A 12,535-nucleotide genomic window follows, 5' to 3' on the forward strand; every position below is an offset into this window, starting at 1 on the left:
CTCGGTCGACTCGGTGTTGCTACTCATCAGCAGCACCGCATTCACCGCTACCACCCCCGTGGCAATAAGATCCATATATTCACATAGGCAATTTGAACGTACCGGCGCTTCCCCGATCTTGTCAACCCTGTAATGCTGTGGATTGCCACCGACGCCGGCATATGACAGATAGCAACATAGTCATCAATCAAAACGTGAGATGAGCGCGAGTGAACGGGACCCGCACCGGCACACAGAGTTACCAGTCGGCCGGCGAAGTTCGAACTCGCCCCCCCGGGTGGGTCCCCGTTTCGTCGGCCGTCGCCTTCCCGGACGGGCTCCGGCCACGCGAGGGTTGCCGCCGTTTTCGTCGGCCGTCGCCTTCCCGGACGGGCTCCGGCCACGCGAGGGTTGCCGCCGTCCCGAAACGGTTCGGGGCCGAAAAACCGGGGGTATTCTCCGGCGAGGTGGCCCCGGTGGTCGCCGTGGGACGTCACTCAGCGTTGAGAAAGGACGGTGTCGGCTGTGAAGGTCGGCATTCCCAGCGAGATCAAGAACAACGAGTTCCGGGTCGCCATCACCCCCGCCGGCGTGTTCGAATTCACCCGCGCCGGGCACGACGTCTACGTGCAGGCGGGCGCCGGCGCCGGGTCGTCGATCACGGACGGTGACTACAAGACGGCCGGGGCGACCATCGTGCCGGGCGCCGACGACGTGTGGCAGACCGGCGACCTGATCCTGAAGGTCAAGGAGCCGATCGCGGAGGAGTATCCGCGGATGCGCCCGGGCCAGGTCCTGTTCACCTACCTGCACCTGGCGGCGTCGAAGGAGTGCACCGACGCACTCGTCGACCGGCGGGTCACCGGGATCGCGTACGAGACGGTGGAGCTGCCCGACCGGTCGCTGCCGCTGCTGGCGCCGATGTCCGAGGTGGCCGGCCGGCTCGCGCCGCAGGTCGGCTCGTACCACCTGATGCGCTCGGGCGGGGGCCGGGGCGTGCTGATGGGCGGCGTGCCGGGCGTCTACGCGGCGAAGGTGGTGGTGATCGGGGCCGGCGTCTCCGGGATGAACGCGGCCGCCATCGCCCTCGGCATGCAGGCCGAGGTGCTCGTGCTCGACCGGAACATCGCCAAGCTGCGCGCGGCGGACGCGGACTACCGCGGGCACCTGCAGACGATCGCTTCCAACGCGTACGAGATCGAGAAAGCCGTCCTCGACGCCGACCTGGTGATCGGCGCCGTGCTGGTCCCCGGCGCGAAGGCGCCGAATCTGATCTCCAACGAGCTGGTCAGCCGGATGAAGCCGGGCAGCGTGCTGGTCGACATCGCGATCGACCAGGGCGGCTGCTTCGAGGACTCGCGGCCGACCACGCACGCCGACCCGGTCTACCGGGTGCACGAGTCGATGTTCTACTGCGTGGCGAACATGCCCGGCGCGGTGCCGCACACCAGCACCTACGCGCTGACCAACGTCACTTTGCCGTACGCTCTGGAGCTGGCCAACCTGGGCTGGCGGGCGGCGCTCAAGGCGGATCCCGCGCTGGCGCTGGGGCTGAACACGTACGACGGAGAAGTGACCTACGGCCCGGTCGCGGAGGCGCACGGCATGCCGGTTCTGCCGACCAGCGAGGTGCTCAGCTGAGCCTCGACCGTGCCATCGACGCCTATCTCGACCATCTGACCGTCGAGCGTGGGCTGTCGAGCAACACCCTGGCCTCCTACCGGCGGGATCTTTCCCGGTACGCGCGAGCGCTGGCCGAGGCGGGCGTCGTCGAGCTCGCCTCGGTCCGCGCCGCCGACGTCACCGGCCACCTCGCCACCCTGCGCGAGGAGGGCCTGGCCTCGGCGTCGGCGGCGCGGGCGATGAGCGCGGTGCGCGGCCTGCACCGGTTCGCGGCCCGGGAGGGACTGGTGGCGGTCGACGTGGCCGCCGAGGTCAAGCCGCCGGCCCCGCCCAAGCGGCTGCCCAAGGCGCTCGATGTCGATCAGGTGCTGCGCCTGCTGGCCGTGGCCGACGACACCCCGCTGGGCCTGCGCGACCGGGCGTTGCTGGAATTCCTCTACGGCACCGGGGCGCGGATCTCCGAGGCGGTCGGTGCCGCGATCGACGACCTCGACCTGGCCGGCGAGCCGGCCGCGATCCTGCACGGCAAGGGCGGGCGGACGAGGCTGGTTCCGGTGGGTGGGTACGCGAAAGCTGCGTTGGAGGCCTATCTCGTACGAGGGAGACCCGCGCTGATCGCCAAGGGGAAGGGGACGCCCGCGGTGTTCCTGAACGCCCGCGGCGGCCGGCTGTCCCGGCAGAGCGCGTGGACGATCCTGCACCGCGCCGCGGCGGCGGCCGGCATCGCGGCCGTGAGCCCGCACACGTTGCGCCATTCCTACGCCACCCACCTGCTCGACGGCGGCGCCGACGTGCGGGTCGTCCAGGAGTTGCTCGGGCACGCGTCGGTGACCACGACGCAGGTCTACACGCTGGTGACCGTGGACCGGCTGCGCGAGGTGTACGCGACCGCACACCCGCGCGCTCGTTAGACGCTACGCACCCATAGATGGCGACACGCCGACGCCTGACCCCGGAGTGGCGGCGCGCGTGGCGTACAGTCGGGCATCGGCTCCGGCGAGTCGGAAAGGGGGCGCGGGGTATGTCAGGCAACAACGCACGGGCGGAAGCCTGGACCTCCGCGATGCGAGAGCAGCAGAGCTCGCTCGATCTCGGCGCCGACCTGGGTCCCGCCGACCCCACGGCGTACACGATGCGCCGCCCCATCCCCGAGCCGATGCCGACGCACCGGCACGGCCCCGCGCGGATCATCGCGCTGGCCAACCAGAAGGGTGGCGTCGGCAAGACGACCACCACCATCAACCTGGGCGCCGCCCTCGCCGAGTACGGGCGGAAGGTGCTCCTCGTCGACTTCGACCCGCAGGGCGCCTGCTCGGTCGGCCTCGGCGTCAACCCGCACAACCTCGACCTGAGCATCTACAACCTGCTCATGCAGGACGACGTGGCCACCGAAGATGTGATCATCAAGACCGACGTGGCCGGCCTGCACCTGCTCCCCGCCAACATCGACCTGTCGGCCGCCGAGATCCAGCTGGTCAACGAGGTCGCCCGGGAGATGGCGCTGGCCCGGGCGCTGCGCTCGGTCCGCAAGGAGTACGACTTCATCCTGATCGACTGCCAGCCCTCGCTGGGCCTGCTGGCGATCAACGCGCTGACCATCGCGCACGGCGTGCTCATCCCGCTGGAGTGCGAGTTCTTCTCGCTGCGTGGCGTGGCGCTGCTGCTCGACACCATCGACAAGGTCCGCGAGCGGCTCAATTTCGACCTCGAGCTCGAGGGCATCCTGGCCACCATGTACGACTCCCGCACCACCCACTGCCGCCAGGTGCTGCAGCGCGTGGTCGAGGCGTTCGGCGACAAGGTGTACCAGACCGTCATCACCAAGACGGTCAAGTTCCCCGAGTCCACGGTGGCCGGCGCCCCGATCCTCACCCTCGACCCGGCGTCCTCCGGCGCGCGCAACTACCGGCAGCTCGCGCGCGAGGTCATCGCCGCCAAGGTCGAGCGCGGCTGACCCGTGCTGTTCGCCCTCCGGACGCCGGTGGCGTTCGTCGCCCTGCTGGCCGCCTTCCTCCTCGCGCTGTGCCTGCGCGCGATCGCCATCCGGCTGACCGCCCGCAGCCTGGGGCTGGCCGACCACCGCGAGTCGATCTGGCCGAGGCTGCGCGAGGACGTCGACCCGTTCGGCGCGGTCGGCGTGGCCATCGGCGGGGTCGGCTGGGGCAAGATGCTCTCGGTCGACGAGATCCCCCGCCATCGCGGCCGTTTCCGGGCGGCGCTGGTCTTCCTGGCCGGGCCGCTGGTCAACATCGTGATCGGCGAGATCCTGCTCGGGGCGTACGCGATCGCCTTCCCCGACAGCGGCATGCAGTATCTGAGCCCCGGGTCGGTGCTGCTCGGCGTCGGCGGGCCGGTCGGCCAGGTGGTGCTGCTGTCGCTGGGCGTCGGGCTGCTCAGCTTCGGGCTGCTCGGGCTCATCCCGATCCCGCCGCTGGACGGCTTCGGCATCATGTACCACGCGCTGCGCCGCCCCGGGGCGAGCATCCAGTGGATGCGGCTCTGGTTCGAGGACAAGAACATCGGCGTCGTGATCCTGCTGGCCTGCTGCCTCTTCCCGCTGCCCGGCCCGATCCTGCTGCACATCGTCGACGCGCTCGACTCGTTGTTCCTGCTCTGGTGGGGCTGATCTCCGAACCGCCCGAGTCACCTGTGTTGAGCTGGGACGTTGAACGTTGGTTGTGAGCCCGGAACAGCTTGTCGTACCCGTGGTCTACGGTCAGCAGGTGCCTGAAGATGCCGTGAACCCCGCTGCCGCCTCCTCCTCCGAGGACGTCGACTCGGCTCCGGCTGCGGAAGATTCCGGCAAATTTACCGTACGGCTGCAGAACTTCACCGGGCCTTTCGATCTCCTGCTGCAGTTGATCGGCAAGCACAAGCTCGACGTGACCGAGGTCGCGCTGCACACGGTCACCGACGACTTCATCGCCTACATCCGCGCGATGGGCGACGATTGGGATCTGGGCGAGGCCAGCGAGTTCCTGTTGGTCGCGGCCACCCTGCTCGACCTCAAGGCGGCCCGGCTGCTGCCCGCCGCCGAGGTGGAGGACGAGGAAGACCTGGCCCTCCTCGAGGCCCGAGACCTGCTGTTCGCCCGGCTTCTGCAGTACAAGGCGTTCAAGGAGGCGGCGTCGGTCATCTCCGAGCTGGAGGCGACCGGCGCGAAACGGTGGCCGCGCGCGGTGTCGATGGAGGCGCGGTATGCGGAGGCCCTCCCCGAGCTGGTGCTCGGCATCGGGGTGGAGCGGCTGTTCAAGCTGGCGCTGAAGCAGTTCGCGCCCAAGCCGGGCCCGCCGCAGGTGTCGATCGCGCATATCCATCAGGCCCGGGTCAGCGTCCGCGAGCACGCCCAGCTGCTGCGCGACCGGCTGCGGCGGGCGGGCTCGGCGACGTTCACGCTGCTGGTGGCCGATTGCGAGAGCACGCTAGAGGTGGTCGCCCGGTTCCTGGCGCTGCTGGAGCTGTACCGCGAGGGCCTGATCGAGTTCGAGCAGCCGGTCTCGCTGGACGAGTTGACCGTCCGCTGGATCGGCGGCGACGCCGAGAACGCCGAGCTCGACATCGACGACTACGAGGGCACGAAGCCGCCGCCGGACGAGGCCGCCGCACCGCCGCCCGACCACGACGCCGACGACCCGGCGGACCTGGACACCGACGACCCGGCGGACCTGGACACCGACGACCCGGCGGACCTGCACACCGACGACCCGGCGGACCTGCACACCGACGACCCGGCGGACCTGCACACCGACGACCCGGCGGACCTGGACACCGACGACGTGGCGGACCCTGACGCCGACCTGGCGGACCTGGACGCCGACGACGTGGCGGACCTGGACGCTGCGGACGACCTGGATGCGTTGGACGGTTCGGGCGACGAGGAAGTGGGCACACCCGAGGCTGATTTGCCCGGGGTCGCGGCCGGTGGATTTGACATCGCCGGCAGGCTTGATGATCTTGACGGGGACGAGGACGACGCCGTGGTGGAGGAACGATCGTGAGCGACGACGAGCGGCCCGAGTCGCTGGCGCAGCAGGCTGCCTCCTGGGTGCCGCCGTGGGAGCGCCAGCCCCGGCCACCGGACCGGCGATTCCAGGCCGAGGCCGAGGCGGCGGCCCACGCGGCGACGGAGGACGAGCCGGACGCTGAGCTCGACCCGGCCGACGAGTCCGACCTGCCCGACGATTCCGACTTGCCCGACGATTCCGACCCGGCTGAGGCTTCGAAGCTCGTCGAGGAGCCCGACTTGGCCGAGGTCACCGACGAGGCCGTGGAAGCCGACCAGGCCGAGACCGCCGACGAGGCCGTGGAAGCCGACCAGGCCGAGACCGCCGACGAGGCCGTGGAAGCCGACGAGGCCGTGGAAGCCGACCGGGCCGAGATCGCCGACGTGACCGAGGAAGCCGACCAGGCCGAGATCCCCGAAGTCACCGACGTTGCCGACGAGCCGGAGGACGACGAGCGGCCGGACGGGGACGAGGAGCGGTCCGAGGCGGGGCTCTCCGAGGACGATGACGACTTCGACGAGACGTTCGAGGGGACGAATCCGCCCGGCTACTTCGAGCACGAGTCCGAAGAGTCGGAAATGTCGGCGGAGGGCGAGGCTGCGGATGAGCAGCCGGTCGGTGCGGAGCAGGCGGTCGGGGCTGAGGAACCTGGCCCCGGTGTGGTGGTGCCGGAGCCGAGCGGTGGGGCGGCGGTGCCGGAGCAGGGGAGGCGGGCGCCGCGGGACGTTCCCGCGGTTGTGGCGGGTTTGACTCGTACGTCCGAGGAACTTTTGGATTTGGCGGACGACGACGAGCTCTGTGCGGCACTTGAAGCCATCCTGCTGGTTGTCGACGAACCCGTCGCCGAGATGCAGCTGGCGCAGATTCTGGAGCAGCCGACCGAGCGGGTCGGGGTGATGCTGGAGAACATCTCGGCGCGGTACACGGCGGCGGGGCACGGCTTCGACCTGCGGCGGGCGGCGGGTGGCTGGCGTCTCTACACGCGGCCGGAATATGCCGCCTACGTGGAGCGGTTCGTGCTCGACGGGCAGTCGGTGCGGCTGACCCAGGCGGCGCTCGAGACTCTCGCGGTCGTCGCGTACAAGCAGCCGGTGACCCGGTCGCGGATCTCGGCCATCCGCGGCGTCAACTGCGATGGGGTCATGCGTACCCTTGCTACGCGCGGACTGATCGAAGAGTGCGGCGTCGAGAGCGAGACGGGTGCCTACCTGTATCGCACGACGCCGCTGTTCCTGGAGAAACTCGGGATCAACTCGGTCGACCAGCTGCCGCCGCTCGCCCCGTTCCTGCCCGACGATGTGGAAGAAGTGCTCGATGCCCCAGGCTGACACCGCCGAACGCCTCCAGAAAGTGCTGGCCGCCGCCGGTGTCGGGTCCCGCCGCGCCTGCGAAGACCTGATCTTCCGGCGCCGGGTCACCGTCAACGGCAAGGTCGCCAAGCTCGGCGACAAGGTCGATCCCGCGACCGCGGAGATCCTCGTCGACGGGCAGCGGGTGATCACCGACACCAAGCTCGTCTACATCGCGATGAACAAGCCGCGCGGCGTGGTCACCTCGCTCGACGACGAGAAGGGGCGCACCGAGCTCGCCGACTTCCTCGGCCAGTTCGACCAGCGGCTCTTCCACGTCGGACGCCTCGACGCCGACAGCGAGGGCCTGCTGCTGATCACCAACGACGGGGAGCTGACCAACAAGCTGACCCATCCGTCGTACGGGATCTCCAAGACCTATCTCGCCGAGGTGGTCGGGCCGCTCCCCCGCAACGTCGGGCGGCAGCTGCTGGCGGGCGTCGAGCTGGAGGACGGGCCGGCCCGCGCCGACGCGTTCAAGCTGGTCGACGCGCTCGGCAAGACCGCGCAGGTGGAGATCGTGCTGCACGAGGGCCGCAAGCACATCGTGCGCCGGATGATGGACGCCGTCGGGCACCCGGTCACCCGGCTCATCCGCACGGCGGTCGGCCCGATCCGGCTCGGCGACCTGCGGCCCGGCGGCTTCCGGCACCTGTCGAACGCGGAGATCGCGGCCCTGTTCAAGGCCGTGTCACGGGACGACGACTAGCTTACCGACGGTGTGGTCCCGGGCGAAGTCACGCAGCGCCCGGGCGCCGTCGTCGAGGGCGTACCGCCTGGTGATCGATGGGGTCAGTCCGGTGATCGCGTCGACGCCGCTCGCCAGGTCGAGCACCATCTCGAAGCGCACGTCATCCCGGTCGATGTACTCGGGCTTCGGCGGCGGGAACGTGATGGTGTAAAGCCGGCCGCCCGATTTGAGGCATTTGGCGGCGTCGGCTAGGTGATCAGTCGGCAAGACCAGATTGATCACCACGTCGACCCCGCCGGGTGGGTAGTCGCCATAGTCGATCGTTTCGGTCGCACCGATTTCTCGGATAAATCCGATATCTCCGGCGCGAGCCGTCGCGATCACCCGGCCGGCCTTGATCGCCGGCAGCAGAGTGGTACCCACTCCGCCGGTCGCGCCGATCACCAGAACGGTCTCATCCGGCTGGATCCGCGCCTGCCGGAGCAGCGCGTTCGTGGTCAGCCCGGCGGTCGGCAGCGCCGCGGCCGTCTCCACGTCCAGCGTGCTCGGCCTGCGCGCGATGAACGGCGTGTCCGCCTCGAAGACCGCGAACTCGGCCAGCGCCCCGGTGGTCAGGCTCGGCTTCGGGAACGGCAACATCCCCGCCATCGCCCGCGGAATGCCATGACCAAAGACCAGATCCCCCATCGCGTACGCCGTGACGCCGCCCCCGACCTCCGTGACCGTCCCCGAGAAATCGCCTCCCGGCACGTACGGGAACGGCAGGTCGACGATCCCGCGGAAGCCGCCGGTCGCCAGCCGCAGATCGATCGCGTTGAGCGACGCCGCCGCGATGCGCACCTGGATCTGCCCGGGCCCGGCGTGCGGGACCTCGATGTCCCCGACCGTGTACTCCTCCGGCGGGCCGTGACGGTGGACGAGTACAGCCTTCATCGCAGCTCCTCAGCTCTAAGCGGACCGTCCGGTCACGTTAGGCATAACCGGACCGCCCGGTCAACTTGTTAGTCTCGGGCGGTGACCCGAGCGCCGGAAACCCGAGCACCGGCGACCCGTGCCCTGCGCGCCGACGCCGCGCGCAACCGATCGCTGCTGCTGGCGGCGGCCGCGGCAGAGTTCGCCGAGCGCGGCATGGACGCCTCGGTCGCGGACATCGCCCGCCGCGCCGGCATCGGCAAGGGCACGGTCTTCCGGCACTACCCGACCAAGGACGACCTGCTCGCGGCGATCGTCCTCGATCGAGTCGAAGAGTTGGCCGGGCTGGCCCGTCAGCTGTTCCTGGCGGAGGACGCGGGAGCGGCGCTGTTTTCGTTCCTGGAGGCGGCCGCCGGCAAGCAGCAGCAACTGGACTTCTCGTTCCTGCGCGACGCCGGCGACATCAACGAGCGGCTGCGTGAGTCCCGGGAGCGGCTGTTCGCGGCGATCGTGGCGCTGGTGGAGCGCGCGCAGGCGGCCGGCGCGGTGCGCGCCGACGTCACCGGTCTCGACGTCATCCTGATGATGTGCGTGCCGTCCCATGTGGTCAGCTTCGTCCCCGGCGCCGCCCCCGATCTGTGGCGGCGTTACCTGGCGCTGGTCATCGACGGGCTACGGCCGGAGGGCGCGCACTCGCTCGGCCCGGTCCCGCCGATCGGCGTCTAGCGGCGGAACAGAGCGGAGTCCGGGGCGTTCTCGCCCTCCGCGTCGAGGGCGGCGAGGACCGGCGCGTACATCCGCTGCTTGATGGTTTGCAGTGCCGGGCCGGCCTTGGGGGCGTGCTGCAGGGCGAGAGCGATCGCCTTCTCGCGCACCTCGGGCTCGGGCACGGCCTCGTCGACGATCTGTTTCGCGTACGCCTCTTCCCCACCGAAACGACGCGCGGTGACCATCGCCTCGTGCGCGACCGGCGGCGTGAGCCGCGACTGGATGAGCGCGCCCATGCCGACCGAGAACGGGATGTTGATGTCGGCCTCGGGCAGGCACCAGAAACCGCGGTCGGCGCGCATGATCCGCAGGTCGTGGCAGAGCGACAGCATCGCGCCCGCGGCGAACGTGTGCCCCTGCAGCGCCGCGACGGTCACCATCGGCAGGCGGAGCACTCGGGCGAAAAGAGCATGAACCTGACCTGCGTACGCCGGGTACTGCTCCGGATGTTCGAAGAGCCACTCGAGATCGAGCCCGTTCGACCAGATCTTGCCGCTCGCCGTGGTCACCAGGGCCCGCGGGTCGTCGCCCTTCTCCACCTCGTCGAGCAGCGCGTTCACCGCCGTCAGCCAGTCGGGATGGAAGCGGTTCTCGGTGTCGCCGAGGTCGAGAAGGTAAACGGCCTCGTGGCGGTCGAGCGTGGGCATGAGGCGCTCCCTCCGTGGTTACTCCTCAGTAACATACCCTAGTTCGTCGTTGCTCACCACGACGGGCACAATGGGACGGTTGGGCGAGCGGCCTGGAGGAGGAACGGTGGCGGAAGAAGTGCGGCCGGAGAAGTGTGTGGTGGCCGTCGACGGGCCCTCGGGCTCGGGCAAGTCCACCGTCTCCCGGCGACTCGCCTCCGCCGTCGACGGGGTGTATCTCGACACGGGCGCGATGTACCGGGCGGTGACCTGGGCGGTGCTGCAGGCCGGCGTCTTCCTGGACGACGCCGAGGCGATCACCAAGGTTGCCCTCGAGACCGAATTGTCCATCGGCACCTCGCCCGACGCGCCGCATTTCGCCGCCAACGGCATTCCGGTGGACGGGCCGATCCGCGGGCCCGAGGTGACCGCGGCCGTCTCTGCGGTTGCGGCGGTTCCGGCCGTACGCAAGCATCTGGTGGCTTTGCAGCGAGCGATCATCGCCGGCCACCCGCGGATCGTGGTCGAGGGGCGGGACATCGCCTCGGTGGTGGCCCCTTCCGCGGACCTCAAGGTCTATCTGACCGCCTCCTCGGCGGCCCGGGCCGCCCGGCGCAGCGCCGAGGACGCCACCGACGTGGCCACGACCGAGGCCTCCCTCACCCGGCGCGATCAGCTTGATTCCTCCCGGGCCGCCGACCCGCTGCGGCAGGCCTCCGACGCCATCGAGGTCGACACCACCGGCATGGGGATCGACGAGGTCGTGGCGTATCTTTTGAAGCTTCTTAACAGCAAGGTGAGTAAGTGAGCGAGTTGCCCGCCAGCCTCCAGGATATTTCGGACAATTCCGATTTTCCGGTCGGGCCGGTTCCTGTGGTGGCCGTCGTCGGCCGGCCCAATGTGGGCAAGTCGACGCTGGTCAACCGCATCATCGGCCGCCGCCAGGCGGTCGTCGAGGACGTTCCGGGGGTCACCCGGGACCGTGTGCCCTACGACGCGCAGTGGAACGGCCGCCGCTTCACGGTCGTCGACACCGGCGGCTGGGAGCCGGACGCCCGCGACCGGGCCGCGGCCATCGCCGCCCAGGCCGAGATCGCGGTGCAGACGGCCGACGTGGTCGTCTTCGTCGTCGACGTGACCGTCGGCGCCACGGATGTCGACGAGGCCGCGGTCAAGATGCTGCGCCGCAGCCACAAGCCGGTCATCCTGGTCGCCAACAAGGCCGACAACCAGAGCCTCGAGATGGAGGCGGTCTCGCTCTGGTCCCTGGGGCTGGGCGAGCCACACCCGATCTCCGCCCTGCACGGCCGCTCCTCCGGCGACCTGCTCGACGACATCCTGGCCGCGCTGCCGTCACCCCCGCCGATCGTGGAAGACGGGCCGCGCGGGCCGCGACGGGTCGCCCTCGTGGGCCGGCCCAACGTCGGCAAGTCCTCGCTGCTGAACCGGGTCTCCAAGGAGGAACGCGCGGTCGTCGACTCGGTCGCCGGCACCACGGTCGACCCGGTCGACTCCCTCGTCGAGATGGACGGCGAGGTCTGGCAGTTCGTCGACACCGCCGGCCTCCGCAAGCGCGTCAACCACGCCTCCGGTACGGAGTACTACGCGTCGCTGCGCACCGCCGGCGCCGTGGAAGCGGCCGAGGTGGCGGTCGTCCTGCTGGACTCGGCCGACCCGATCAGCGAACAGGACCAGCGCGTGCTGACCCAGGTCGTCGAGGCCGGCCGGGCCCTGGTGATCGCCTTCAACAAGTGGGACCTGGTCGACGCCGACCGCCGGTTCTACCTGGACAAGGAGATCGACCGCGAACTCAAACGCATCCCGTGGGCGATCCGCGTCAACGTCTCCGCCAAGACGGGTCGCGCGGTCGACAAGCTGGCCCCCGCGCTGCGCCGTGCCCTTTCCTCGTGGGAGCAGCGCGTCCCGACGGGCGCCCTCAACCAGTGGCTGACGGCGCTCACGCAGGCCACCCCCCACCCGGTCCGGGGCGGGCGGGCGCCGCGGGTGCTCTTCGCCACCCAGGCCGGGGTGGCTCCGCCCCGGTTCGTGCTCTTCACGACCGGCCCGCTGGACGCGGGGTATCTGCGGTTCATCGAGCGCAAGCTCCGCGAGGAATTCGGCTTCGAGGGCTCCCCGATCGAACTGTCGGTCAAGCCCCGGAAGAAGACCGGCCCGGGGGGTCGCGGGAAGGCCCACGGCTAGGCCATGTAAGATGTAGAAGTTGCCGCGCGGTGTTTTGGGCCGGGTGGCATCGGGCTGTAGCGCAGCTTGGTAGCGCACTTGACTGGGGGTCAAGGGGTCGCAGGTTCAAATCCTGTCAGCCCGACCAAAACAAGCCGGTGACCTGCGGAAACGCAGGTCACCGTTTTCGTTGTATCAAGATCACCCACCGAAAACCCTGTACCGTGCCGAAACTCCGTGCGTGTCCGTGAGCTGGCACTTTGAAGATCTCATCAGGCTGCGCGGTGGTACTCGTTGATCACACCGCCGAGGCGTTGCCGACGCCGTACCGGGGCGTCCATCGCGATCACGACGGCCGGATCGTGGTTCGGCGGTAGCTGTTGCCGGCCTTGATGCGGCCGG

General features: G+C 69.8%; 11 protein-coding genes, 1 tRNA gene and 1 pseudogene. 11 read left to right on the forward strand and 2 right to left on the reverse strand.

Annotated features, from left to right (window positions below; all coding sequences use genetic code 11):
- The first annotated feature begins 504 nt into the window (after positions 1 to 504).
- The 7 genes and pseudogenes from ald to IH26_RS0121020 all read left to right on the forward strand — a co-directional run bounded on the left by ald (position 505) and on the right by IH26_RS0121020 (position 7,664).
- Positions 505 to 1,620 (forward strand): alanine dehydrogenase, encoded by a 1,116-nt coding sequence (ald, locus tag IH26_RS0120990; protein ID WP_030437930.1) that lies wholly within the window; start codon positions 505 to 507, stop codon positions 1,618 to 1,620.
- Complete coding sequence (xerD, locus tag IH26_RS0120995; protein WP_030437941.1) at positions 1,617 to 2,513, forward strand: site-specific tyrosine recombinase XerD; 897 nt, start codon at positions 1,617 to 1,619, stop codon at positions 2,511 to 2,513. Before ald ends, xerD begins: the two co-directional genes overlap by 4 nt.
- Before the next feature lie 110 nt (positions 2,514 to 2,623).
- Positions 2,624 to 3,556 (forward strand): ParA family protein, encoded by a 933-nt coding sequence (locus tag IH26_RS0121000; protein WP_030437931.1) that lies wholly within the window; start codon positions 2,624 to 2,626, stop codon positions 3,554 to 3,556.
- 3 nt (positions 3,557 to 3,559) lie between these two features.
- Positions 3,560 to 4,228, forward strand: coding sequence for a zinc metalloprotease (locus IH26_RS0121005; RefSeq protein WP_030437932.1), 669 nt, complete (start codon positions 3,560 to 3,562; stop codon positions 4,226 to 4,228).
- Between the two features lie 79 nt (positions 4,229 to 4,307).
- Positions 4,308 to 5,243: pseudogene (locus IH26_RS0121010) on the forward strand (segregation and condensation protein A); the annotation flags it as partial.
- 353 nt (positions 5,244 to 5,596) lie between these two features.
- Positions 5,597 to 6,934 carry an SMC-Scp complex subunit ScpB gene (gene scpB / locus IH26_RS59890; RefSeq protein ID WP_030437934.1) on the forward strand — a complete coding sequence of 446 codons (1,338 nt, stop codon included), beginning with the start codon at positions 5,597 to 5,599 and terminating at the stop codon, positions 6,932 to 6,934.
- On the forward strand, positions 6,903 to 7,664 hold the full coding sequence (locus tag IH26_RS0121020; RefSeq protein ID WP_051808350.1) for a pseudouridine synthase: 762 nt from the start codon (positions 6,903 to 6,905) through the stop codon (positions 7,662 to 7,664). Before scpB ends, IH26_RS0121020 begins: the two co-directional genes overlap by 32 nt.
- Here IH26_RS0121020 and IH26_RS0121025 read toward each other — a convergent pair.
- A complete protein-coding gene (locus IH26_RS0121025; protein WP_030437936.1) occupies positions 7,647 to 8,579 on the reverse strand; it encodes an NADP-dependent oxidoreductase in 933 nt (310 codons plus the stop codon). The genes IH26_RS0121020 and IH26_RS0121025 overlap by 18 nt on opposite strands.
- Positions 8,580 to 8,660: 81 nt before the next feature.
- Between IH26_RS0121025 and IH26_RS0121030 the strand changes: the two genes are divergently transcribed.
- Entirely contained in the window at positions 8,661 to 9,284 is a 624-nt protein-coding gene (locus IH26_RS0121030; RefSeq protein WP_051808351.1) for a TetR/AcrR family transcriptional regulator, read from the forward strand.
- Here IH26_RS0121030 and IH26_RS0121035 read toward each other — a convergent pair.
- Positions 9,281 to 9,973 (reverse strand): enoyl-CoA hydratase/isomerase family protein, encoded by a 693-nt coding sequence (locus tag IH26_RS0121035; protein WP_030437938.1) that lies wholly within the window; start codon positions 9,971 to 9,973, stop codon positions 9,281 to 9,283. The two genes, IH26_RS0121030 and IH26_RS0121035, sit on opposite strands and share 4 nt — an antisense overlap.
- A 106-nt stretch (positions 9,974 to 10,079) precedes the next feature.
- Here IH26_RS0121035 and cmk point away from each other — a divergent pair, with 106 nt between their 5' ends.
- From cmk to IH26_RS0121050, 3 genes are all read left to right on the forward strand, one after another.
- Entirely contained in the window at positions 10,080 to 10,760 is a 681-nt protein-coding gene (gene cmk / locus IH26_RS0121040; RefSeq protein WP_030437939.1) for a (d)CMP kinase, read from the forward strand.
- Entirely contained in the window at positions 10,757 to 12,154 is a 1,398-nt protein-coding gene (gene der, locus IH26_RS0121045) for a ribosome biogenesis GTPase Der (RefSeq protein WP_425394391.1), read from the forward strand. Before cmk ends, der begins: the two co-directional genes overlap by 4 nt.
- A 50-nt stretch (positions 12,155 to 12,204) precedes the next feature.
- Positions 12,205 to 12,281: transfer RNA gene (locus tag IH26_RS0121050), tRNA-Pro, on the forward strand.
- Positions 12,282 to 12,535 lie beyond the last annotated feature (254 nt).

It is taken from the genome of Actinoplanes subtropicus (genome assembly GCF_000721705.1).
In the GTDB taxonomy this organism is placed as follows: domain Bacteria; phylum Actinomycetota; class Actinomycetes; order Mycobacteriales; family Micromonosporaceae; genus Actinoplanes; species Actinoplanes subtropicus.

What these genes read in the sequence shown, in the direction of transcription:
- IH26_RS0121035 (WP_030437938.1), bottom strand. Translation starts at nt 9,973, where the DNA reads ATGCCCACGCTCGACCGCCACGAGGCCGTTTACCTTCTCGACCTCGGC.
- IH26_RS0121025 (WP_030437936.1), bottom strand. Translation starts at nt 8,579, where the DNA reads ATGAAGGCTGTACTCGTCCACCGTCACGGCCCGCCGGAGGAGTACACG.
- IH26_RS0121020 (WP_051808350.1), top strand. Translation starts at nt 6,903, where the DNA reads ATGTGGAAGAAGTGCTCGATGCCCCAGGCTGACACCGCCGAACGCCTC.
- IH26_RS0121000 (WP_030437931.1), top strand. Translation starts at nt 2,624, where the DNA reads ATGTCAGGCAACAACGCACGGGCGGAAGCCTGGACCTCCGCGATGCGA.